Annotated in this window: 17 protein-coding genes; 4 read left to right on the top strand and 13 right to left on the bottom strand. The window is 72.2% G+C overall.

Translation table 11 applies throughout. The features are described 5' to 3' along the window. The 5 genes from AB0K09_RS09865 to AB0K09_RS09845 all read right to left on the bottom strand — a co-directional run. Positions 1 to 1,655 (bottom strand): glycosyltransferase family 2 protein (locus tag AB0K09_RS09865; protein WP_366064798.1); only part of this gene is annotated, 1,655 nt, incomplete at its 3' end. A 3-nt stretch (positions 1,656 to 1,658) separates the two neighbouring features. Beyond that, a complete protein-coding gene (locus AB0K09_RS09860; RefSeq protein WP_366064796.1) occupies positions 1,659 to 2,906 on the bottom strand; it encodes a glycosyltransferase family 87 protein in 1,248 nt (415 codons plus the stop codon). Further along, a complete protein-coding gene (locus tag AB0K09_RS09855) occupies positions 2,903 to 4,435 on the bottom strand; it encodes a hypothetical protein (RefSeq protein ID WP_366064795.1) in 1,533 nt (510 codons plus the stop codon). The genes AB0K09_RS09860 and AB0K09_RS09855 overlap by 4 nt, the downstream gene beginning before the upstream one ends. A 3-nt stretch (positions 4,436 to 4,438) precedes the next feature. Next, complete coding sequence (locus AB0K09_RS09850) at positions 4,439 to 5,254, bottom strand: polyprenol monophosphomannose synthase (protein WP_366064794.1); 816 nt, start codon at positions 5,252 to 5,254, stop codon at positions 4,439 to 4,441. Positions 5,255 to 5,313: 59 nt separating this feature from the next. Beyond that, the gene (locus AB0K09_RS09845) at positions 5,314 to 6,393 is read right to left on the bottom strand and encodes an NDP-sugar synthase (RefSeq protein WP_366064793.1); all 1,080 of its coding nucleotides are present in this window, start codon (positions 6,391 to 6,393) and stop codon (positions 5,314 to 5,316) included. Positions 6,394 to 6,574: 181 nt separating this feature from the next. Between AB0K09_RS09845 and AB0K09_RS09840 the strand changes: the two genes are divergently transcribed. Next, entirely contained in the window at positions 6,575 to 7,087 is a 513-nt protein-coding gene (locus AB0K09_RS09840) for a GtrA family protein (protein WP_366064792.1), read from the top strand. Here AB0K09_RS09840 and AB0K09_RS09835 read toward each other — a convergent pair. The 4 genes from AB0K09_RS09835 to AB0K09_RS09820 all read right to left on the bottom strand — a co-directional run bounded on the left by AB0K09_RS09835 (position 7,015) and on the right by AB0K09_RS09820 (position 15,012). Further along, a complete protein-coding gene (locus AB0K09_RS09835) occupies positions 7,015 to 8,244 on the bottom strand; it encodes a hypothetical protein (protein WP_366064791.1) in 1,230 nt (409 codons plus the stop codon). The two genes, AB0K09_RS09840 and AB0K09_RS09835, sit on opposite strands and share 73 nt — an antisense overlap. Positions 8,245 to 8,318: 74 nt before the next feature. Continuing rightward, a complete protein-coding gene (locus tag AB0K09_RS09830) occupies positions 8,319 to 13,319 on the bottom strand; it encodes an NAD-glutamate dehydrogenase (protein WP_366064790.1) in 5,001 nt (1,666 codons plus the stop codon). A gap of 441 nt (positions 13,320 to 13,760) precedes the next feature. After that, the gene (locus AB0K09_RS09825; RefSeq protein WP_366064789.1) at positions 13,761 to 14,474 is read right to left on the bottom strand and encodes an HAD hydrolase-like protein; all 714 of its coding nucleotides are present in this window, start codon (positions 14,472 to 14,474) and stop codon (positions 13,761 to 13,763) included. A 34-nt stretch (positions 14,475 to 14,508) separates the two neighbouring features. Next, positions 14,509 to 15,012, bottom strand: coding sequence for a hypothetical protein (locus AB0K09_RS09820; RefSeq protein ID WP_366064788.1), 504 nt, complete (start codon positions 15,010 to 15,012; stop codon positions 14,509 to 14,511). Positions 15,013 to 15,300: 288 nt separating this feature from the next. Here AB0K09_RS09820 and AB0K09_RS09815 point away from each other — a divergent pair, with 288 nt between their 5' ends. Next, positions 15,301 to 15,765: an Rv3235 family protein gene (locus AB0K09_RS09815; protein ID WP_366064787.1), complete on the top strand. Its 465-nt coding sequence runs from the start codon at positions 15,301 to 15,303 to the stop codon at positions 15,763 to 15,765. 70 nt (positions 15,766 to 15,835) lie between these two features. On the opposite strand, the gene secA is transcribed toward AB0K09_RS09815, so the two are convergent. Further along, a complete protein-coding gene (gene secA, locus AB0K09_RS09810; protein ID WP_366064786.1) occupies positions 15,836 to 18,661 on the bottom strand; it encodes a preprotein translocase subunit SecA in 2,826 nt (941 codons plus the stop codon). 225 nt (positions 18,662 to 18,886) lie between these two features. Here secA and AB0K09_RS09805 point away from each other — a divergent pair, with 225 nt between their 5' ends. Both AB0K09_RS09805 and AB0K09_RS09800 read left to right on the top strand, forming a co-directional pair. Beyond that, the gene (locus AB0K09_RS09805) at positions 18,887 to 19,480 is read left to right on the top strand and encodes a GNAT family N-acetyltransferase (protein ID WP_366064785.1); all 594 of its coding nucleotides are present in this window, start codon (positions 18,887 to 18,889) and stop codon (positions 19,478 to 19,480) included. Between the two features lie 45 nt (positions 19,481 to 19,525). Continuing rightward, positions 19,526 to 20,734: a crosslink repair DNA glycosylase YcaQ family protein gene (locus tag AB0K09_RS09800; protein ID WP_366064784.1), complete on the top strand. Its 1,209-nt coding sequence runs from the start codon at positions 19,526 to 19,528 to the stop codon at positions 20,732 to 20,734. Positions 20,735 to 20,781: 47 nt separating this feature from the next. Here the strand turns inward: AB0K09_RS09800 and AB0K09_RS09795 are convergent, their stop codons facing one another. The 3 genes from AB0K09_RS09795 to AB0K09_RS09785 all read right to left on the bottom strand — a co-directional run bounded on the left by AB0K09_RS09795 (position 20,782) and on the right by AB0K09_RS09785 (position 23,412). After that, complete coding sequence (locus AB0K09_RS09795) at positions 20,782 to 21,525, bottom strand: response regulator transcription factor (protein ID WP_366064783.1); 744 nt, start codon at positions 21,523 to 21,525, stop codon at positions 20,782 to 20,784. Between the two features lie 149 nt (positions 21,526 to 21,674). Next, a complete protein-coding gene (gene raiA / locus AB0K09_RS09790) occupies positions 21,675 to 22,361 on the bottom strand; it encodes a ribosome-associated translation inhibitor RaiA (RefSeq protein ID WP_366064782.1) in 687 nt (228 codons plus the stop codon). Positions 22,362 to 22,650: 289 nt separating this feature from the next. Continuing rightward, on the bottom strand, positions 22,651 to 23,412 hold the full coding sequence (locus AB0K09_RS09785; protein WP_366064781.1) for a ComF family protein: 762 nt from the start codon (positions 23,410 to 23,412) through the stop codon (positions 22,651 to 22,653). Between the last annotated feature and the right edge of the window lie 119 nt (positions 23,413 to 23,531).

The raw sequence follows: 23,531 nt of genomic DNA, 5'->3' as shown, positions 1-23,531 counted from the left end.
CCGGTGGCGCGGCGGGTGAGCCGGTCCAGGCGGCGGCGGGCGGGCTCCAGCAGGGGGGCCGCGCTCTCGGCGTGGCCGAGCAGCCCGGCGCGCTCCCAGGTGATCTCCAGGCGGCCGGCGCCGCGGTCCTCGCAGCGCACGCTCAGCGTGTGGCCGGGGGTCCGGGTGCGCAGGACGGGCAGGGCGGCGGGGGCGAGGAGGGGGTCGCTCCGGGTGAGGCCGAGCCGTTCGAGCACCACGACGGGGTGGCGGCGGCCGCGGAAGCCCCTGGGCCCGAGCGGGACGCGGCTGGGGGCGAGGGTGATCTCGGCGGTGCGGACGCTTCCGTCCCCCTCGGGCGGGTCGTAGGCGAAGGGCACGGTGAGCGCGGGGCCGGTGGCGGCGACGCGCAGTTCGGCGGTGACGGGCGTGGGGCCGGCCAGCAGCCGGCCGGGGTCGTAGGTGCGCAGGGTGATGAGCAGACCGGCGCCGCGGGGGGTGATCCGTTCGGCTTCGTGGCGCAGGGGGCCGGTGGTGAAGGGCTGGTCGTCCAGGCGCCAGTCGGTGATGTCGAGTTCGGCGGCGGCCTCCGCGTCCTCCGGCGGGGTGCCGCCCCAGTAGGTGCGGCCGGTGCCGTCCCGTACGGCGTGGCGGGGGGCGAGGCGGGGGCGGTCGAGGGTGCGGGCGCACTCGGCGGCCTCGGCGAGCCGTCCGGTGCGCAGCAGGTACTGGCAGACGCGCTGTTCGCGTGGGATCGCGGCGTACGCGGCGGGGTCGATGCCGGCCAGGTAGGGGGTGACGACGGCGGCGAACGCCTCGGTCCAGGCGCGGTCGCGGAAGGGGAGGTCGCCGAGGTAGAGGCGCAGGTCGTGGCGGAGGAACCGGGCGTCCTTGGCGGGGCGGAGGTCGGTGTTGCCGGTCTCCTCCAGGAAGGCGTCGACGAGCCGGGCGACGGTGACGCGGTCGGCGGCGTTCTCGACGCGGTGGCGGCTGGAGGTGATGGAGAGGGTGGCGGGGTCGGCGGCCAGCCGCCAGATGTAGACGGGCCAGGGAACGACGGCGAAGGAGCGGGCGAGCGTGAACGCCCGGGCGGTGAACAGCCCGTCCTCGTAGTGCAGGCCTTCGGGGAAGCGCAGGCCGTGCCGGGCGATGAAGCCGGCGCGGTAGAGCTTGTTGGTGGAGAGGGTGTCGAGGAAGAAGCGGGGGTCGGCGCGGATGCCGTCGACGACGCGGACGTCGCCCTCGAACAGCTCGGGGTACCACAGGGCGGTGGTGCCGCTCGCCTCGTGGAGCCGGGTGACCTCGCCGGTGACGAAGTCGGTGCCGGTCCGCTCGGCGGTCAGCAGCAGGGATTTGCAGGCGTGGCGGGGCAGTTCGTCGTCGCTGTCGAGGAACATCAGGTGCGGGGCGCGGGCGGCGTCGATGCCGGCGTTGCGCGGGGCGCCGCAGCCGCCGCTGTTGACCGGCAGCCGGAGGCAGCGCACCCGTGGGTCGTCCGCGGCCAGCCGGCGGGCCACGGCGAAGGTGTCGTCGGTCGAGCAGTCGTCGACGACGATCACTTCGAGGCGGTGCAGCGACTGGGCGAGGACCGAGCGCACGGCCCGGGGCAGGCGCCCCGCGTCGTTGTGCACGATCACGATCACGCTGACGTCCGGAACCGGGTGGGTTGCGGGCATGGGTCACCTCTCTCCCGCGGCGGACCGCGGCTCGATCTCACTACGGAGAGAGTAGGACCCGCCACTGACAGTCACGGCCCGCAGCCCCTCCGGCCTGGTCCGCCAGGCCGCGGCGGCCAGCACCGCCGCCATGCCCGTGTACATCACGATGTCCTTGAAGGCGTGCCGCCGCGCGTTCTCCAGCCCCGGCCAGGGCACCCCGCCGAGCTGGGGCACGAGCGCCATCCAGAACCACACCGACCGCACCGCGGCCCCGCGCTCCACCACCGACGCGGCGAGCGAGGGCACCACCACGAGCGCGTAGTTGAGGAACGACGGCCGGGAGGCGACGAAGGCGGCGAGCATCAGCAGCGACGCGGTCTCCGTCACCCGCAGGCTCTCCACTCCCCCGCACCGCCACCGCAGCCACGCGAACCACAGCACCGTCAGCGCCGCCGCCCCCGCGCAGGCGAACGCCAGGTGGTGCGGCACGCCCAGCCGGGGCAGCACGGCCGGCCACGAGGCGTCGAACGGCCGGGCGTACTCGTCCTGGCCGTGCAGCAGGAACGGCAGGGTCCGGGTGAGGAACAGCGCGGGCCGGGGCATCGCCGCGGCCGCCACCAGCGACACGACGAGCGGCACCGTCACCGCCCACACCAGCCCCCACCAGCGCCGGGCGAGCACGAACAGCAGCAGGACGGGCACGAGCATCGGCTTCAGCGCGATCGCCGCCCCGACGACCACGCCCGCACCCTCCCAGCGCCCCCGCCCCGCGAGCATCAGGGCGGCCGGGAAGCCGGCCGCCGAGAGGACGGTCCAGTTGCCGAGGAAGACGATGCTGTGGAACGGCAGGAAGAGCGCGATGCCGACCGCCATGGCCGCCGCGAGCCGGCTGTCCGCCCGTACGCCGAAGACGCGCAGGGCCAGCACCCCGCCCGCCGCGACGAACAGGGCGGTGACGACCGGCACGGCGCAGAACAGCGTCCGGTCGCCGAGCGGCGTCTGCGGGAGCGCCGCGAGAACGGCGCCCGGCAGATAGAGGAACCGTTTGTCCTCGTACGGCGCCCCGCCGTCGAGCAGGGTGCGCGCGGCGCGCACCACGATGTCGTTGTCGAGGCCGATCAGATCCTTGCCGTAGGCCCGTCCGGTGCTGAGCGCGAGCAGCAGCACCGCCGCGCAGAGCAGCGGCGGGGAGACGCGGCCGCGCAGCCAGCGGGCGAAGGCGTCGGGCCGGGTGTCCTCCGGGGCGCGGGTGACCTGACGGGGGCTCACCGGCCCACTACCCTCAGCAGCGTCAGCCCGCCCGGTCCCCGGGCCGCCGTCCTGAGCGCCGGGTCGTCCGGGGCCAGGCCCGCCCCGCCCTGCTTCTGCAGCACCCATCGCACGCCGTACTCCTTGAGGATGCCGAGCCGGCCGGCCCGGGGGGTGGCGGGGGCGAAGTAGCGCCGGGTCGCGTCCCTGCGCCGCTTCTCGTCCGGGAGGAAGACGTCCGGATAGGCGGGGGCGACGGTGTACGGCCCGTAGGCGGGCAGCACCCGCAGGGCGTAGTAGTCGTCCGTCAGCACCGTCTCCCCCTTGGGCACCCGTGCGGCGGCCCAGCGGAAGCGCGGCCACAGGGCGATCGTCTGCGCGGTCGGCAGGGCGCGGCCCAGTGCGGCCGGCACGGCGTCGCGCGGCAGCACGTAGGACAGCGCGCCGGCCTGGGTCCAGGCGCCCACCGGCAGGGCGACGGCGAGGGTGACCGCCAGGGCCCGGCGCCGCCGGCCGGTGGCCTCGGCCGTCTCGACGGCCAGCGCGAGCTGAGCGGGCAGGAGCACCGCGGGCAGCACGCGCCCCCAGGCGTGGTGGCCACTCAGCCCGCCCGCCGTGAACACGGCCAGGGCGAGGGCGAAGAGCAGCACCAGCGGGTCGCGCCGGTCACGGCGCAGCCGCAGGCCGAGGGCCACGACGCCCGGGATCAGCAGGCAGAACCTCTCCGCCAGGTGCGCGTACAGCGGCCGGTGGATGGCGTCCAGGGCGGAGCCGCGCAGGGCGAAGAAGGAGTAGTACGGCCAGCAGAGCACCACCGCGAGCCCCACCGCGCCCCCCGCGCCCAGCCGCATCCACCCGGCGCGCGAGGGCCGGGGACGCGCCCCCAGCAGGACGGCCGCCACGCCCAGCAGCGCGATCGCCCCGGTGAACTGATGGACCAGCAGCACCGCCGCGAGCAGCAGCCCCAGCCCCAGGTGGGCGGGCAGCCCCCGGCCGCCCGCCACGGTCCGCCGCAGCAGCGCCCACAGATGGAGCGTGAGCCCGGTGGCGAACGTGCTCGGATACGCCAGGGTCAGCGACAGCGAGGTCAGCGCCGGCACCCCGCTCCACGCGAACAACCGCACGCCGTACAGCAGCAGTACGCACAGCAGCGCCAGTGGCACGGCCGCGCGCGCCCGGGTGAAGGTGCGGACGAACGCGCCGAGGCCGCTGCCGAAGAGCAGCAGGCCGGACAGCGCGGCCAGCCGCAGCACGTGGAAGGTGGGCGAGCCGGTCGCGGTGGCGAACAGCGCCAGCAGCACGGTCCACGGCGAGTAGTACGGGCTGGGGGTGTCCTCCGCCACCAGCGGGTTGCCCGGGTGCAGCAGGTCCGCGCGCAGCCGCTCCAGCACCGCGCCGTGCAGGCCCAGATCGCCGGACCACGGCAGCCGCACCGCCATGAGCAGCAGCAGCACGGTCAGCAGCAGCGCGGCGGTCCGCACCGCCGCGCACGGCAGGGCCCGCCGGGCGGGGGCCGCCCGGGCGAGCGGGGTGGTGGCCGGCGCGGACACGGATCAGCGGGTGCGGCGCTTGCCGGCCGGTCCACCGAGCGCCCTGGACCTCAGCCGCCAGGGCATGGCCACGGATTCCAGCTGGACGGCCAGGTTCATCTTCGACTCGCCGGCGGTGCGGTCCTCGAAGTGGATCGGCACCTCCATGACGGTGAAGCCGGCCTTGAGCGCCCGGTACTTCATCTCGACCTGGAAGCTGTAGCCGGCGCTGTCGACGGAGTCGAGGTCGATGGCGCGCAGCGCCTCGGCGCTCCAGAGGTTGAAACCGCCGGTGATGTCCCGCACCCGGGTGCCCAGGATGGAGCTGGCGTAGGCGTTGGCCCAGCGGGAGAGCAGCTTGCGGTGGGCGCCCCAGGCGTCGGAGAGGGTGCCGCCGGGCACGTACCGGCTGCCGACGACCACGTCGGCGCCGGTGGCCAGGGCGACGCCCAGCATCTCGGCGATCTTGTCGGCGGGGTGGCTGCCGTCGGCGTCCATCTGGAGCACATAGGCGGCGCCCTCGTCGAGGGCGCGGGCCATGCCCGCCGCGTAGGCCCGGCCGAGGCCGTTCTTGGCGGTGCGGTGCAGTACGCCCATGCGGGCGCGGCCGGGCTCGTTGTACTTGTCGGCCAGCTGTTCGGCGATGGTGCCGGTGCCGTCGGGGCTGCCGTCGTCGACGACCAGCAGCCGCAGCCCCTCCAGGGGCAGGGCCATCAAGGTCTCGGCCATGGTCGGCAGGTTGTCCGCCTCGTTGTACGTGGGCATGACCACGGTCGTCGGGACGCGGCCCCACTCTTCCGGGAGCGGTCTGACGGCGGTCGGCGTACGCGTGGGACTCATGGGGTGACTGCTCCTTGCGGGGTTCTCGGGGTGCTGGGACCGGAGGCGGGGACGCGCCGTCAGACGGCGGAGAAGCGGATCGCGGCGTCGGGGATGGACATGCCGCACCAGACGCGGGCCCCCTCGCGCAGTTCGTTGTCGGCGCCGACGTCGGAGTGGTCGCCGATCACCACGCCGTCGAGCACGGTCCGGGCGCCCACCCGGGCCCCCGCGCCGACCATGGAGGCGCGCACCCGGGCGTCCGCCTCGACGCGGGCGCCGTCCAGGACGACGGACCCCTCGACCTCGGCGCCGGCCGCGACGTGCGCCCCGGCGCCCACGACCGTGCCGCCGCCGAGCCGGGCCCCGGGCTCCACGTGCGCGCCGGGCAGGACGAGGTGCTCGCCGGTCTCGCCGGGGACGGCCGGGGAGCGGACGATGCCGCGCACCAGGTCGGCGGAGGCCTGGACGAACGAGGCCGGGCGGCCCAGGTCCAGCCAGTACGCGGTGTCGACGACGCCGTGCAGCCGGGCGCCGCCGGCCAGCAGGCCGGGGAAGGTCTCGCGCTCCACGGAGACCGGGCGGCCGGCCGGGATGGTGTCGATGACCTCGCGCCGGAAGACGTAGCAGCCGGCGTTGATCTGGTCGGTGACGATCTCCTCGGGGCGCCCCGGCTTCTCGGTGAAGGCCAGCACGCGCCCGTCGGCGTCGGTGGGGACCAGCCCGAAGGCCCGCGGGTCGGCGACCCGGGTCAGATGCAGGGTGACATCGGCCTGGGCCTGCTCATGGCGGTGCAGCAGCCGCCGGATGTCGAGCCCGGTGAGGATGTCGCCGTTGAAGACCAGGACCGGGTCTCCGGGCGCCGCGCCCAGCGCGTCGGAGGCGGCGCGGATGGCGCCCCCGGTGCCCAGCGGCTCGTCCTCCGTGACGTACGTCAGCCGCAGCCCGTGGGCGGAGCCGTCACCGAAGTAGGGCTCGAAGACCTCGGCGAGGTAGCAGGTGGCCAGCACGACGTGCCGCACGCCGGCGGCCCGGGCTCTGGCGAGCTGGTGGGCGAGGAAGGGCACCCCGGCGGCGGGGACCATCGGCTTGGGCGTGTTGATGGTGAGCGGCTGGAGCCGGGTGCCCTTGCCGCCGACGAGCAGTACCGCCTCTGTCATGCCAGTGTCCTCGCCCATCGTCGTCGCATCGTCGCACTGCGTCAGTTTTCGCGGAAATTTACACTACAATCGGTTGTCTGAGTGCAATGTCCGCTATGCGTGGCGAACGTACCGGGAGATGCCCTTGCGACCGACGAAAACGACGGGGAACACGGGAAACCCAGGGAAAACAGCACCCGCCATGGCGGGCCTGATGGCACTCGGCCGGGAGTTCGCGAAGTTCGGCACCGTCGGCGTGCTCGGCATCTTCGTGAACTTCGGCGTCTTCAACCTCTGCCGCGGAATCACCGGACTGCCGGTGGTCAGATGCAGCGTGATCGCGACCGTGGTGGCCATCGCCTTCAACTACCTGGGACTGCGCCATTTCACCTACCGCGACCGGGACAAGGGGCACCGCAGCCGGGAAGTGCTTCTCTTCGCGGGCTTCAGCGTCATAGGCCTGATCATCGAGAACGGCGTGCTCTACGTCGCCACCTACGGGTTCGGCTGGGACACACCCTTTCAGAGCAACCTCTTCAAATTCCTCGGCATCGGCACGGCCACGCTCTTCCGCTTCTGGTCGTACCGCGCCTGGGTGTTCCGCGCGCTCCCGGGCCACGATCCACGGCGACCGGCGCCGGCTCACGGCGAGCCCTCGAACAGCACCAGCAACCCGGCCGCGTACCAACCCGAGACCACCGCACCTCCACAGTAGAGACACCACCGCACCCCCAGCGGAGCACGCGCGAGCGGCCGAGCCGCCAACAGCAGGGGAACCGGCAGGAACGGCAGCATGAAACGTGGTTTGGACAGCGGTGAGCCGGGTGTTCCCACCATCAGCACCCACGCCCCGGCCAGCAGCACCACCAGCGGCCACGGCACGCTCCGGTCCAGCGCCAGCGCCACCACCCCCACGGCGGTCAGCACCACCACGGCCAGCACGGCCAGGTGCCGCACGTCGTCCGAACCGTGCACATGGCGGTAGAAGAGGACGTTCCGCAGCACCTCGGCCGTGCCCCTGCCGAAGTCGAACGACTGCCCCCAGGCCCGCTCGGCCTCGAACCAGCCGTCGACGCGGCCCACCCGGCTGCCCAGGAACAGCCAGCTGCCCAGCAGCCCCAGCGGCGCCAGGGCCAGCGCCGCCCACGGCCGCCACCCGTCCCGCCGCCGCAGCGCCGCCCAGCCGGCCGCCAGCAGCACCGTGCCGACCAGGACCGTGGCCGTCGGCCGCACCGTCCCCGCGACCGCGGCGAGCGCCCCGGCCGTCAGCCAGCGGCCCGCCACCAGCGCCACCAGCGCCCACACCAGCACCGCGCTGAACACCGCCTCCGAGTACGGCACCCACAGCGCGAAGGCGTACGGCGAGCAGGACCACAGCGCCACGCACGCGTACCCCGCGCCCCGGGTGCCCCCGAGCGACCGCACGAGCACATGGACGCCGACCGCCGCCACCGTCGCCGCGCACCAGACGATCAGCAGCCCGGCGTAGGCGTAGGGGATTCCGGTCAGCAGATGGACCGCCCGGACCAGCGCGGGCAGCAGCGGGAAGAAGGCGAGCCGGCTGTAGCCCGGGGTGCCGTCCGGGCGGTAGGGGATCGAGCTGGGATAGCCGCGCTCGGCGACCCTGAGGTAGTTGCCGCTGTCCCAGCGGTAGAGCAGGTACTGGGTCGTACGGCCGAGATGATGGTTGATCAGCAGCAGGACGGCGAAGCCGAGGGCCGCCACCGCCAGATGGACCGCCGCCGCGACGGCCGCCTCACGGCGCCGCGAGACGGGCTCGACGGGCGGCCCCGGACGGGGCGGCGCGAGCAGGGTCGGCAGGAGACGGGACGTGGCGAGCCGCGACGACATAAGCCGTGAAACGACTGTCATCCGTCTCTCTTAGCACGGAAGGGGTAGGCCCCGGGCGGCAATGCCCGGGGCCTACCCCTACGTACGACGACTGTTCAGCTGTGCGTACGCAGCAGGGTCCGCATCGTTCGCATGGCGACCGAGAGGTTGGCCAGGTCGAAGGCCTCCGAACCGCGGATCTCGTCCAGCGTCGTGCGGGCGCGGGTCAGGATCGCGGCGTTCTTCTCCTCCCACTCCCGGAAGCGCTGCTCCGGCGTCGCGGCGCCGTTGCCCACGGAGAGGACCTCGGCCGCGAGCGCCGCGTGCGCCGCGTACAGGTCCTCACGGATGGACGCGCGGGCCATGGACTGCCAGCGGTCCGCGCGCGGCAGCTCGATGATCCGGTCCATCAGCTGGGTGATGTGCAGCCGGTCGGCCAGGTCGTAGTAGACCTCGGCCACATCCAGCGGCGCCTTGCCCGTGCGGTCCGCGATGGCGACGATGTCCAGCGCCGGGAAGACCGAGGAGAAGCCCGCCACCTTCAGCGCCAGCTCGCCCGGCACCCCGGCCTCGGCCAGCTCGTCGTTGATCGACTGCCACCACTCCAGGTCCGCGCCGCGCAGCAGCTTCGGCAGCTCGGCCCAGACGGTGTCCACGCCGTCGCGGAAGAACTCGATGGTCTCCGCGAGCTGGAGCGGCTGCGGCCGGTTGTTGAGCAGCCAGCGCGTGCCGCGCTCGACCAGCCGCCGCGAGTGCAGCCGGACCTGGGTCTGCACGTCCGCCGCGACCTCGTTGTCCAGGCCCTCGACGGCGTCCCAGACGGCGTTCAGGCCGAAGATCTCGCGGGCCGCGCTGTGCGCCCGGACGATCTCCTCCAGCGACGCGCCGGTCTCCTCGCGCAGCCGGTGCAGGAAGGTCGATCCACCGGAGTTGACCGTGTCGTTGACCAGGACGGTCGTCACGATCTCGCGACGCAGCGCGTGGTTGTCGATCTGCTCGCCGAAGGACTTGCGCAGCGCCTGCGGGAAGTAGGCGTACAGCAGCCGCTGGAGATACGGGTCGTCCGGCAGCTCGGTGGCGAGCAGCTCCTCCGCCGCGGTGATCTTGATGTAGGCGAGCAGCACGGCGAGCTCGGGCTGGCTCAGCCCGCGCCCGGCGGACAGCCGCTCCCGGATCTGCCGGTCGGTGGGCAGGAACTCCAGGGCGCGGTCCAGGTGGCCGTCGCGCACCAGCCGGCGCATGATCCGCTGGTGGGCGTGGAGCAGGCTGGGCGCCTGCGTCACGGCGTTGGCGAGGGCGACGTTCTGCGCGTAGTTGTTGCGCAGGACCAGCTCGCCGACCTCGTCGGTCATCTCCGCCAGCAGCTTGTTGCGCTGCTTGACGGTCATGTCGCCGTCCGTGACGAGCGCGTTCAGCAGGATCTTGATGTTCACCTCGTGGTCGGAGGTGTCCACGCCGGCGCTGTTGTCGATCGCGTCGGTGTTGACCTTGCCGCCGTTCAGCGCGAACTCGATCCGGCCGAGCTGGGTCAGGCCCAGGTTGCCGCCCTCGCCCACGACCTTGACCCGCAGGTCCTGACCGTCCACGCGGATCGGGTCGTTCGCCTTGTCGCCCACGTCGCCGTGCGACTCGGTGGACGCCTTGACGTACGTACCGATGCCGCCGTTCCACAGCAGGTCGACCGGGGAGCGGAGGATGGCCTTCATCAGCTCGGCGGGGGTCATCTTGGTGACGCCCGGCTCGATGCCGAGGGCCTCGCGCACATGCGCGTTGATCGGGATCGACTTGGCGCTGCGCGGGTGGACGCCGCCGCCCGCGGAGAGCAGCGCGGTGTCGTAGTCCGCCCAGGAGGAGCGGGGCAGCTCGAACAGCCGGCGGCGCTCGGCGAAGGAGACGGCCGCGTCCGGGTTCGGGTCGAGGAAGATGTGCCGGTGGTCGAAGGCGGCCACCAGCCGGATGTGCTCGGAGAGCAGCATGCCGTTGCCGAACACGTCACCGGACATGTCGCCGACACCGACGACCGTGAAGTCCTCGGTCTGGGTGTTGTGGCCCAGCTCCCGGAAGTGGCGCTTGACCGACTCCCAGGCGCCGCGGGCCGTGATGCCCATGCCCTTGTGGTCGTAGCCGGCGGAGCCGCCGGAGGCGAAGGCGTCGCCCAGCCAGAAGCCGTAGGACTCGGCGACCGCGTTGGCGATGTCGGAGAAGGTCGCGGTGCCCTTGTCCGCGGCGACGACGAGGTAGGTGTCGTCGTCGTCATGGCGCACGACGTCCTTCGGCGGCACGACCTCGCCGCCGACCATGTTGTCGGTGATGTCGAGCAGACCGGAGATGAAGGTCTTGTACGAGGCGATGCCCTCGGCCAGCCAGGCGTCACGGTCCACGGACGGGTCCGGCAGCCGCTTGCCGACGAAGCCGCCCTTGGCGCCGACCGGCACGATGACGGTGTTCTTCACCATCTGCGCCTTGACCAGGCCGAGGATCTCGGTGCGGAAGTCCTCACGCCGGTCGGACCAGCGCAGACCGCCTCGGGCGACCTTGCCGAAGCGCAGGTGCACGCCCTCGACGCGCGGGGAGTAGACCCAGATCTCGAACGCCGGGCGCGGGGCCGGCAGGTCCGGGATGGCCTGCGGGTCCAGCTTGATCGACAGGTACGGGCGGGGCTTGCCGTGCTCGTCGCGCTGGAAGTGGTTGGTGCGCAGGGTGGCCTTGATGACGGTGAGGAAGGAGCGCAGGATGCGGTCCTCGTCCAGGCTCGCCACCTGGTCCAGGGCGCCGTCCAGCTCCTCCAGCAGGCCGTCGATCAGCTCGTTCCCGGCGCGCTGGAGCGTCGGGGACATGCGGGCCTCGAAGAGGTTGACCAGCAGCCGGGTGATGTGGACGTTGTTGCGGAGGGTGTCCTCCATGTACGCCTGGCTGAAGGTCGAGCCGGCCTGCCGCAGGTACTTGGCGTACGCGCGCAGCACCATCGCCTGCCGCCAGTCGAGACCGGCGCCCAGCACGAGGCAGTTGAAGTTGTCGTTCTCCGCGTCGCCGGTCCAGACCGCCGCGAAGGCGTCCTGGAAGCGGACGCGGGCGTCGTCGCCCTCGACGCGCTCGGGCATCCGCAGGCCGAAGTCGTAGATCCACGCGGTGGTCCGGTCCGAGCAGCGCAGCTCGTAGGGCCGCTCGTCGACGACCTCGACGCCCAGCCGCTGGAGCACCGGCAGCACGGCGGACAGGGAGACCGGCTCGCCCGTGCGGTAGATCTTGAAGCGGCGCTCGCCGGGGGCCGCGCCGACCGGCTCGTACAGGCTGAGCTCGAAGTCGTGGGCGCCGCCGGCCTCGGTCAGCTTCTCCAGGTGGCCGAGGTCGGAGACGGCGCTGCGCGGGTTGTGGTCGGCCTTGTAGCCCTCGGGGAACGCCTGGCCGTAGCGGCGCAGCAGCTCGGCGGCGCGCTCCTCGCCGACCTCGGCGGTCAGCGTCTCGGCGAAGCCGTCCGCCCAGGAGCGGGCGGCCTCCACCAGACGGGCCTCGATGCGCTCGGCGTCGGCGTCGGTGAGGTCCGGCAGGGTGGCGCCGGGGTCGACGCGCACGACGAAGTGCAGCCGGGAGAGGACGGACTCGGTGTTCCAGGCGGTGAAGTCGACGCTGGTGCCGCCGAGCTCCTCCTTGAGGATGTCGATCAGACGCAGCCGGACGCCCGTGGTGTAGCGGTCGCGCGGCAGGTAGACCAGGGCGGAGTAGTAGCGCCCGTACTCGTCACGCCGCAGGTACAGCCGCAGCCGGCGGCGCTCCTGGAGGTAGAGCACGCTGGTGGCGATGGCCCGCAGCCGGTCGGCGGGGGTCTGGAAGAGCTCGTCGCGCGGGTAGGTCTCCAGGATCTGGAGCAGGTCGCGCCCGTCGTGGCTGTCGGGCGAGAAGCCGGCGTCGGCCAGCACCTGGGCGACCTTGCGGCGGATGACGGGCACCCGGCGGACGGACTCGGTGTAGGCGGCCGAGGAGAACAGGCCGAGGAAGCGGCGCTCGCCGACGACGTTGCCCTCGGCGTCGAACTTCTTCACCCCGACGTAGTCGAGGTAGGAGGGGCGGTGCACGGTGGCGCGGCTGTTGGCCTTGGTGAGGACGAGCATCTTGTGCTCGCGGGCCTTGGCTCGGGCGTCGGCGGGGAGCCGGCTGAAGGAGGCGGAGGACGGGCGGGAGAGCGGCGCGTGGTGGCCGTCGTGGTGGCCGTCCGCGGTGCGGGAGGGGTCGGAGCGCAGGATGCCGAGGCCGGTGCCGGGGACGGCGCTGAGGGTGTCGTCCTCGCCGTTCTCGCCGGTCACCTTCGTCAGCTCGTACTCGCGGTAGCCGAGGAAGGTGAAGTGGTCGGCGGCCAGCCAGCGCAGCAGCTCGCGGGCCTCGTCGATCTCCGTGTCCGGCACGTCGGAGGTGGGCTCGTCGGCCAGGCTCTCGGCGAGCCGCAGGGCGGCGTCGCGCATCTTGGACCAGTCCTCGACCGCCTCGCGGACGTCGGAGAGGACGCGCAGCAGGTCCTCGGTGATCTGCTTGAGGTCGTCCCGGTCGGTCTCGCGGTCGATCTCGACGTGGATCCAGGACTCGACGAGCGCGTCGTGCGGCAGCACGGCGTCCTTGCCGGCGCCGTGGGCGTCGCACGTGGAGGAGAGGACCTCGAGCAGCCGGCCCGTGACGTCGCGGCGGACGATCACCTGCGGGTGGATCACCACGTGGATGCCGCGGTTCTGCCGGGAGAGCTCGTTGGTCACGGAGTCGACGAGGAACGGCATGTCGTCGGTGACGACCTCGACCACGGAGTGGCTGGACGTCCAGCCGTTCTCCTCGACCGTCGGCGTGTGCACGCGCACATTGGCGGTGCCCTGCGGACGGTTCTCGGCGAGCCGGTAGTGCGAGAGCGCGGCGCCGAAGACGTCGACCGGGTCCCGGCCGGTGAGGTCCTCGGGAGCCGTGTGCAGGTAGTAACGCTGGAGGTACGCGGTGAGGGACTCGCGGTCGAGCCCGCCCTCGCCCTTGGGTCCGGTCGAGCGCGCGGTCGTGGCGAATGGTCCCCCGGCCGGGCTATCGGCGACGCGTGCCGCCCTCTCGAGCAGCTCGGCCTTGGCTTCGTCCAGCTTGGTCTGCATGTCCTCTGGCTCCTGTCGCGCGCCGTTGCGTGACATAGATGGTGATGGCCCGTCGCGACACGGGTTGTCCGGTCGCCATCGACGGTATGCCGGGATGAGGGATGGCCGGGTGGTTCTCGGACAACTTCGTCAGGAGTACCCGGTTCCGGGTATCAGCGGCGACCCGGGCACGGTGGCGCCCCGGGGACAGGACAGGGGCGTCGTCACCCCTGCTGGATATCGCGCTGATCACGTGGTAAGGCTATCGCTCTTCCGGGGGAGCACGTCACGAGCCGGTTGTGTACAAAACCTGGGCCGGAACTTTGACGGTCTGCACAGCGACGCGGAGCATCTGCTTCCGCATAAGGCCGCGCACAAGCGTCACGCAGGCATCCCGTACGCGCTGTCATACGCTCCGTCACCACCTCTGGCCCGGCCCGCCGCGTCCCGGGCGTCACCTCTTCAGCCGATGAGCCGTTCGGCCTCGGCCACCGCCTGAGCCAGGCTGTCCACCACGGGCACGCCGGCCGCCGCCAGGCTCTCGCGGCTGTGCGAACCGCCGGTGTAGAGCACGGCGCGGGCCCCCACGTGCGCCGCGGCCACCGCGTCGTCCACGGCGTCGCCGATGACGACCGTCCGCGCGGCCGGCACGCCCGTCAGCCCCGCGAGGTGGCGCGCCATGTGCTCGGCCTTGCTGCCGCCCGAGGGACCGGTGCGCCCGTCGACGCGGACGAACCTGCGCTCGATGCCGAACCCCCGCACCAGCGGTATCAGGTCCTCGTGCACATACATCGACATGATCGACTGCGTGCGGCCGGCCTCCTGCCAGCCCGCCAGCAGCGCCTCGACGCCGTCCGTGAGGCCGCACCGCACGTGGTGGTCGCGGTAGTAGCGGTGGAAGACGCCGTCCATGTGCTCCCACTCGGCGTCGGTGGGCAGCCGGCCCATCAGCCGCTCGTAGAAGCGCGGGATCGGCACGCAGTACAGCTCCCGGTACCGGGCGAGGGTGATGGGCGACATGCCGATCTCCGCGAAGGCCGCGTTGGTCGCGGAGATCACCGCGTCGATGTCGTGGAAGAGCGTGCCGTTCCAGTCCCAGACGATGTGCCCCGCGTGCCGCGCGCCCGCGTCCGTACCGTTGCCGTGCCTGCCGTTCGTCCCGCCGTTCGTCCCCATGCCAAGACCGTACCCGGAGGGTCCGACAACGCCGTCAGAGGAGGTTGGGGATCTCCTGGACGGCGAACCACAGCAGCTCGTGGTCCTCGGCGCCGTCGACCGTGAACTGCGCGTCGTCGTCGCCCTCGTCCGCCGCGCCCAGCGCGGCCGCGGCGGCCGCGATGTCCTCCTCGGCCTCCTCGGAGTCGACGTGCACCGAGGCGGCCTTCGACAGCGGCACCGGCTCGGCCAGCCGGACCCCGCCGAGCAGGGACGGGTCCAGGCCGCGGTCGAGGCCGAAGGAGACCGCCGAGTCCGGCACGTCGACCGCGACGACCACGCGCCGGGGCCGGGCCTGCGGATCCGCGGCGAGCAGCCGCAGCGAGCCCTGGGCGGCGCGGCCCAGCGCCGCGTACTCGAGCTCCTCGATGTCCTCGGAGAGGTACCACTCGCGCAGGGCGGGGGTGACGGCGCAGGCGTCCAGCGGGGCCGGGCCCAGTTGCCCCGCCTTGTGCGCCTCGGCGAGCCCGGGGAGGGTCAGGGGGACGTAGACGCGCATGACCGCCGCTTTCCTGAGACTTCACGATTGTGGTGCCAGCATACGGGCGACCGGGGACGAGTCCCCCTTCGAAGGGCCGGTGACGCGCCAGGCGGCGGGCGAGCACGCGAGGTATTCGCACTCGAGACCGGAAGCGACCGCCCCGTTCGCCCGGATAGGTGAATCCTGCCGGCGGCTGGCGGCCCTCCGCGGCCTCCTTGCCGCCCCGGAACCGGCGCCGATAGAAGATCCCCGACCGAGCTACCGCCCGGTATCGGACACCGGGCCCGCATCACGGGGGCGATCAGCATGCACAGGACGGCACCCAGGGGACGCACGGACGCGCGCCGGCCCGCACAGGGCCCCGCGGCCGGCCGGCGACGACGGGAGGGGGCGGAGCGGCAGGAGCCGCACCTGCTCTTCGCGCACCGGCTGCTGCTGACCCTCAGCGGGCAGCGCCCGGTGCACTGGATGCTCGGCCACACGGTGGGCGACGCCTACGAGCAGCTGGCCCGGCTGGCCTGCGGCACGCCGCTGCGCCCGGCACCACCGGGCGGCGCCGCGCCCGTGGTCCGCGCCTGCGGCCGCTTCCGGCCGCGGCCCGGGGTGATCGAGGCGTTCGCCCGGATCGCCTCCGGCGAGCGGCTCCAGGCGCTGGCCTTCCGGCTGGAGCACTGCCCCGACCGACGCTGGCGCTGCGCGGCCGTCGAACTGGGCGGCTCCGGCCCCGGCGGGCACGGCGGCCGGGCAGCCCGGGAGCACGCCCGTGTCTGACGCCGACGGGGGCGGGACACCGCAGTGTCCCGCCCCCGTCGGGCCGGCCGTTCGCGACGGCCCGCGGCCGCTACTTCTTGCGGCGGCGGCCGCCGGTGCTCTTCTGCGCCTTGCGGCGCTCCGCGCGGGTCATGCCGTCCGCCTCGGAGCGGTAGGAGGCGGTGTCGTCGCTGACGAAGTCGCCCTCGACGATGCCGCCCTCGCCGTCCACCTTGGGGGCGGTGAAGTGCAGCCGGTCCGGGCGCTGCGGGGCGTCGAGGCCCTTGGCGCGGATCTCGGGCCGCGCGGCGGCCGGGACGGCGTCCTGGACCTTCTCCAGGGACGGCGCCTCGGCGCCCTCCTCGACGGGGACCTCCTCCAGCTGCTGGTCGACCTGGACCTCCAGGTTGAACAGGTAGCCGACGGACTCCTCCTTGATGCCCTCCATCATCGCGGTGAACATGTCGAAGCCCTCGCGCTGGTACTCGACCAGCGGGTCCTTCTGGGCCATGGCCCGCAGGCCGATGCCCTCCTGGAGGTAGTCCATCTCGTAGAGGTGCTCACGCCACTTGCGGTCCAGGACCGACAGCACGACGCGGCGCTCCAGCTCGCGCATGACCTCGGAGCCGAGCTGCTCCTCGCGGGCCGCGTACTGCTCGTGGATGTCGTCCTTGACGGACTCGGCGATGAACTCGGCGGTGATGCCCGCGCGGTCGCCCGCCGCCTCCTCCAGCTCCTCGATGGTCACCTGGACCGGGTAGAGCTGCTTGAAGGCGGACCACAGCCGCTCCAGGTCCCACTCCTCGGCGAAGCCCTCGACGGTCTCCTGGCGGATGTAGTCGTCGATGGTGTCGTCCATGAAGTGCTGGATCTGCTCCTGCAGATCCTCGCCCTCCAGGACGCGGCGGCGCTCGCCGTAGATGACCTCGCGCTGCCGGTTGAGGACCTCGTCGTACTTGAGGACGTTCTTGCGGGTCTCGAAGTTCTGCTGCTCGACCTGCGACTGGGCGGAGGCGATGGCGCGGGTGACCATCTTGTTCTCGATGGGCACGTCGTCGGGGACGTTGGCCATGGCCATCACGCGCTCGACCATCTGGGCCTTGAACAGGCGCATCAGGTCGTCGCCCAGCGAGAGGTAGAAGCGGGACTCGCCCGGGTCGCCCTGACGGCCGGAGCGGCCGCGCAGCTGGTTGTCGATGCGGCGCGACTCGTGCCGCTCGGTGCCCAGGACGTAGAGCCCGCCGAGGTCCTTGACCTCCTCGAACTCCGCCTTGACCGCGGCCTCGGCCTTCTCCAGGGCGGCGGGCAGGGCGGCCGCCCACTCCTCGACGTGCTCGACCGGGTCCAGGCCGCGCTGGCGCAGCTCGGCCTCGGCCAGGTCGTCGGGGTTGCCGCCGAGCTTGATGTCGGTACCGCGGCCGGCCATGTTGGTGGCGACGGTGACGGCGCCCTTGCGGCCGGCCTGGGCGACGATCGAGGCCTCGCGCTCGTGGTGCTTGGCGTTGAGGACCTCGTGCGGGATGCCGCGCTTGGCGAGCTGCTGCGAGAGGTACTCGGACTTCTCGACCGAGGTGGTGCCGACCAGGATCGGCTGGCCCTTCTCGTGCTTCTCGGCGATGTCCTCGACGACGGCGGAGAACTTGGCGACCTCGGTGCGGTAGATGAGGTCGGACTGGTCCTTGCGGACCATCGGCCGGTTGGTCGGGATCGGCACCACGCCGAGCTTGTAGATCTGGTGGAACTCGGCGGCCTCGGTCATGGCCGTACCGGTCATGCCGGACAGCTTGTCGTAGAGGCGGAAGAAGTTCTGCAGGGTGATCGTGGCGAGCGTCTGGTTCTCGTCCTTGATGTCCACCCCTTCCTTCGCCTCGATGGCCTGGTGCATGCCCTCGTTGTAGCGGCGGCCGGCGAGGATACGGCCGGTGTGCTCGTCGACGATCATGACTTCGCCGTCGATGACGACGTAGTCCTTGTCCTTCTTGAACAGTTCCTTCGCCTTGATGGCGTTGTTCAGATAACCGACGAGCGGGGTGTTGACCGACTCGTAGAGGTTGTCGATGCCCAGCCAGTCCTCGACCTTGCTGACGCCGGCCTCGTGGATGGCGACCGTGCGCTTCTTCTCGTCGACCTCGTAGTCGCCGGTCTCCTCGATGCCCTTCTGCGGGTTGGCCGGCTCGCCCTTCTTCAGGCGGGTCACCAGCTTGGCGAAGTCGCCGTACCACTTGGTGGCCTGGTCGGCCGGGCCCGAGATGATCAGCGGGGTACGGGCCTCGTCGATCAGGATCGAGTCGACCTCGTCGACCACGGCGAAGTTGTGGCCGCGCTGCACCAGCTCGTCCTTCGACCACGCCATGTTGTCGCGCAGGTAGTCGAAACCGAACTCGTTGTTCGTTCCGTACGTGATGTCGCAGTTGTACTGTTCGCGACGCTGCGCCGGGGTCATGTTGGCGAGGATGCAGCCCACCGAGAGGCCGAGGAAGCGGTGCACCCGGCCCATCAACTCGGAGTCGCGCTCGGCCAGGTAGTCGTTGACCGTGATGAGGTGGACGCCCTTGCCGGACAGCGCGTTCAGATACGTGGGCAGGGTGCCGACGAGGGTCTTGCCCTCGCCCGTCTTCATCTCGGCGACGTAGCCGAGGTGCAGGGCGGCGCCACCCATGAGCTGGACGTCGTAGTGCCGCTGGCCGAGGACGCGCTTGGCCGCCTCGCGGACCGTCGCGAACGCCTCCGGGAGCAGGTCGTCGAGGCTCTCGCCGTCGGCGTAGCGCTGCCGGTACTCGTCGGTCAGGGCCCGCAGCTCGGCGTCGGAGAGGTTGATGAAGTCCTCTTCGATGGAATTGACCTGGTCCGCGATGCGGTGCAGTTTGCGCAGGATCTTGCCTTCTCCTGCACGCATGATCTTGCCGAAGACGGACACGTAGGCTGGCTCCTTGCCGGTCGGGCCTGGGCACGGCGGGGTGCACGGGCACGACGGGACAGTCCCCGCCGCAACGGCCATCGTAAGCGAGGACCCCGCCGCGCCGGGAGGTCCGTCATCCCCGAGGCCTGGTGTCACCCGCACAGTGAACGAATGGCGCTTCCTCGTAGTGCCCGGCCAGGATATTCAAGGGCCGTCCGGAACACGCCTCCTTACACTCCGCGCATGGAGCCAACGGAACTGCGTACCGAACGCCTGCTGCTGCGTCCCTTCACCAGCGCCGACATCCCCGCCGTGCACGCGGCCTGCCAAGATCCCGACATACCCCGCTACACCGAGGTCCCCACCCCCTACACGGCAGAGGACGCGCGGGTCTTCATCGAGGAGGTGTGCCCGGCGGGCTGGCGCGAGGACTCCCTCTACAACTTCGGGGTCTTCACCCGCGACGGCGGGTCGCTGGTGGGTTCGATGGGACTCCTCCGGCTCGCGCAGCTGCGCACCCCCGAACGACAGGCCGAGCTCGGCTACTGGACGGCCAAGGAACAGCGCCGCCGCGGCTACACCGCGGAGGCCGCGCGCGAGGTGTCCCGCTGGGCCTTCGAGGAGCTGGGCGCCGAGCGGCTGGAGTGGATCGCCGAGGCCGGCAACGAGGGCTCGCACGCGGTGGCCGTGAAGGCCGGCTTCCGGATGGAGGGCACCCTGCGCTCGAAGATCCTCCGCAACGGCACGCGCCGGGACGCCTGGCTCGGCTCGCTGCTCCCGTCGGACCTGGGGCTGCCGGGCGAGACCGCCTACGTGCCGTATCCCAGGCTCGGCTGAACGACTCCGGGGGCGTTGTCAGTGGCCGGCCCTAGGGTGACGGCCATGACGGCTCCCACGGCAGAGATCCATCTTTCCGCTGATGAAGCACGCAGGCTGGCGCTGCGCGCCCAGGGCCTGCTGGGCGCGCCGGACCGGCGGGCGGGCGCGCGCGGGGTGCTGCGCCGGCTGGGCGCGGTGCAGCTGGACACGATCTCGGTGCTCGCCCGCTCGCACGAACTGATCGCGTACGCGCGGCTGGGGGCGATCGGCCGGCAGGCGGTCGAGGCCGCGTACTGGACGCCGCGCGCGGCGGGTGCGGCTGCGGCGGGTGCGGCGGTGGAAGCACCGCACAGTTTCGAGTACTGGTCGCACGCGGCGTGCATCCTGCCCATCGAGGAGTGGCCGCTGTTCGCCTTCCGGCGCCGCGCCCGGGTCGCCCGCGGTCACCGCTGGCACATCCTGGAGGACGCCGACCGTTCGTGCGCGGCGGTGCGCGACCGGCTCAAGGCCGAGGGCCCCCTGACGGCGGGCGAGTTGGGCGGCGCCAAGAACGGCGGCGAGTGGTACGACTGGTCCGAGACGAAGATCGCGGTCGAGTGGCTGCTCGACACCGGTGAGGTGGTCTGCACCGAACGGCGCGGCTGGAAGCGGGTGTACGAGCTGGCCGAGCGCGCCGTCCCGGACGCCCTGTTCCACGACGACCTCGACGACGCCGAGTGCGTGCGACGGCTGGTGGCGCAGGCGGGCGCGGCGATGGGCGTGGCGACCCGGGCCGACCTCGCGGACTACCACCGCCTCAAGGGCGAACAGGTGGACGCGGTGATAGCGGACACCGGGCTGGTGCCGGTGGCGGTGGAGGGCTGGGCGAAGCCGGCCTGGGCGGATCCGGCGGCCCTGTCCGGCGAGGCGCGGGGCCGGCACCGCACGACGCTGCTCTCGCCCTTCGACTCCCTGATCTGGGACCGGCCGCGCACGGAGCGGATCTTCGGTTTCACGCACCGGCTGGAGGCGTACGTCCCCAAGGCCAAGCGGGTGCACGGCTACTTCGCGATGCCGCTGCTGACGGGCGGGCGGCTGCGGGGCCGGGTGGACCCGGCGCGGGAGGGCCGCACGCTGGTGGCCCGCCAGATCTCGATCGACGGGCCGGGGGCCGCGGAGCCCATGGCGAGGGCCCTGCGGGAGGCCGCGGAGTGGGTCGGCTGCGACACGGTGCGGATCGAGCGCTGCGACGACGCACGGTCGGCCGCGGCACTGGCGGACGCGCTGTCCTGACGGCCGGGCCGCCCTGAACCGGCGGTGAGCCGATGGGCGGCCCTTCCTCAGCGGATCTCCAGGATCTTCTCCCGCATCGCGTACACCACCGCCTCCATCCGGGAATGCAGCTGCAACTTCTCCAGGATGTTCCGCACGTGGTTCTTGACCGTGTTCTCACTGATGAACAACTCCTTCGCGATGTCGCGGTTGTTCATCCCGGTCGCGACGAGCTTGAGCACCTCCAGCTCCCGGTCGGTGAGCCGGGGCGCGGGTACCAGCCTGCGCTCGTCGGTGCGCTGGATCATCGACTTGAACTCGGTGAGCAGCTTGGACGCCATCGACGGGCTGATCTGCGACTGGCCGTCCGCCACCGCCCGGATGGCGGTGGCGACCTCGTCCGTGGAGATCTCCTTGAGGAGGTAACCCGTGGCCCCGGCCTTGATCGCGTCGTAGAGGTCGGCCTCCTCGTCGCTGATCGTCAGCATGATGATCTTCGCGCTGGGGGCGACCTCCTTGATGGAGGTGCACGCCTCGATACCGCCGCGCTTGGGCATCCGGACGTCCATCAGGACGATGTCGGGCAGCAGGTCCGCCGCCTTGTCGACGGCCTCGGCGCCGTCCCCGGCCTCGCCCACGACCTGGATGTCCTCCTCCTGGCGGAGGACGATCTCCAGTCCGCGCCGGAACAGCGCGTGGTCGTCGACGACCAGGACACGGATCGGCTCTTCTCGGGTGGCACCCCTGTCCGCGCGGGTGCCCTCGTCGTCGTCCTCGCCGGGCACGAGCACGGGCCCGAACCTGTCCGCCATTGTTCCTCCCCCTGAAGGCCCCTGAAGGCAATGGCCCCTCGCGGTTGCACAGTACAGCCGGTTCCCAACCGGTTCCGGCGGACCGGCGGTTGGCCGCCCGGCCATGATTCCATGCCGGGCGGCCGGGGCCACTCCATACGAGCCTTCGGTCAGCCGCCGAGCGCACCGCCCGCGCCGCCGGGCTGCGCTCCGCCGTAGGAGTCGGGGTTCAGGCGGATGACGCCGTAGTCGTAAGCGTGCCGGCGGTAGACGACGCTGGGCAGCTTGCTGTCGGAGTCGACGAACAGATAGAAGTCGTGACCGACCAACTCCATTTCATAGAGGGCCTGGTCGAGCGACATCGGGGGCGCGGAGTGCGTCTTCTCGCGGACCACCAGGGGGCCTTCGCCCTGGATCTCCAGCGACCCCATACGGGTGACCGGCACCCCGCCGGCCTCCTGCTCCGCGACGAGCCGGCCGTGGTCGTCGATCGTGGCCGCCTCCTCGACGACCACCGCGACCTCGCTGGCCGGAATTCGTCCCCCTCGACGGGCGAATCGCTTGTCGTGCTGCTTACGGAGCCGCGCCTCCAACTTGGCCGCCGCCAGGTCCAGCGCGACGTACGGATCCGTCGCCGCGGCCTCCGCCCGGATCACCGGTCCACGGGATCGCACGGTGATCTCCACCCGGTCGGAGCGGTCGGACTGCCTGGGGTTGGGCTCCTTGGACACCTCCACGTCGAGGCTGATCACCTTGCCGTCGAGCTTCTGGATCTTGTCCAGCTTCAGCTTCTCGGCCACGTGCTTGCGAAACCGCTCGGGCACTTCTGTCTTGCGGCCCTTGACGACGATGTCCACGCAGAACTCCGTTCCCGGAAGGCCCCGCCGAAGGTGCGGAGCGCATCCCTCTTGCATCAGACCCCGGGGAGACCCGGAGCCACCGACTCGGCGGTTTTCACCTCCTCCTCCCCCATCGGCAAGATCTACATCCCGCCGTCCGACAGGCTTCTTGAACTTCTTCAAGCTTCGGCGAAGGCGCGCAAAACACGCCAATCGGAACTATGCGGAACAGCTTCCGCGATTCCTCACAACCGAACATATCTCGCTCGGAAGCCTGTCGGTACCCCCTTCCTCAACGTGCGTCCATTCAGGTGTCACTTCCCGTACATCTCAGGGCACCGGCCGGGTATCCAGGCAGTTCGAAGGCCCCTACGGGCGCGGCGACCACCGCCGCTCCCACCGGCCGCCCGCCCGCGACGGCCACCGCCCGGGCCGCCTCGGCGAGCGAGGCGCCCGTCGTGACCACGTCGTCGACCAGCAGCAGCGAACCGCCGGCCGGCCAGAGCCGTTCCGCCCCCGCGGCTACCCCCATCGCCCCCGACACATTCACCGCCCGCTGCCCGGCGTCGAGCACGGACTGGTCGACGACGTCACGCCGAAACCGCAGCACGGCCGCCGTCCGCGCGGGTACACCGGACCGGCGCAGCACCGAGGCCGCCGCCCGCGCGAGCCGCCGCCCCGCGTCGTGCCCGCGCCCGGCCACGGCCCGTCGCGCCGAAGGCACCGGCACGAGCAGCAACGGGCCCCTCCCGTCCCGTACGCCACAGCCCTCGGCCAACAGACCCAGAGCCCGCACCGCGCCCGCCAGCGCGGCACCCAGGGGCTCGGCCAGCCCCAGCGCTCCCCGCTCCTTGTGCGCGAGGATCACCGAGCGCACCGAGCCCGCGTAGGGAGCCGCCGCGCACACCGGCGGCAGCCCGGCCGGCACCGGGTCCGGCCACACCCGCCGGGCCCGCCGCCCGCTCAGCCGCTCCCGGCACGTCCCGCACAGCACCGACCCGGGTGTGCCGCACCCCGCGCAGTCGGTCGGCAGCACCAGGCCGGCGATCTCTCCCCACCACCCGCGCATGGGACCACTCTCCCGCGCGGCGCCCGATCCCGCGCACGGCCGCGCCCTCGGGCAGCCAGTAGGGCAGGCCCGCGCCCATCAGCGGATCGGTGTCGAACAGGTCCAGCTCACGGCCGAGC

This window comes from Streptomyces sp. NPDC049577 (assembly GCF_040675635.1).
In the GTDB taxonomy this organism is placed as follows: domain Bacteria; phylum Actinomycetota; class Actinomycetes; order Streptomycetales; family Streptomycetaceae; genus Streptomyces.
This window is presented reverse-complemented; position numbering and strand designations above follow the sequence as displayed.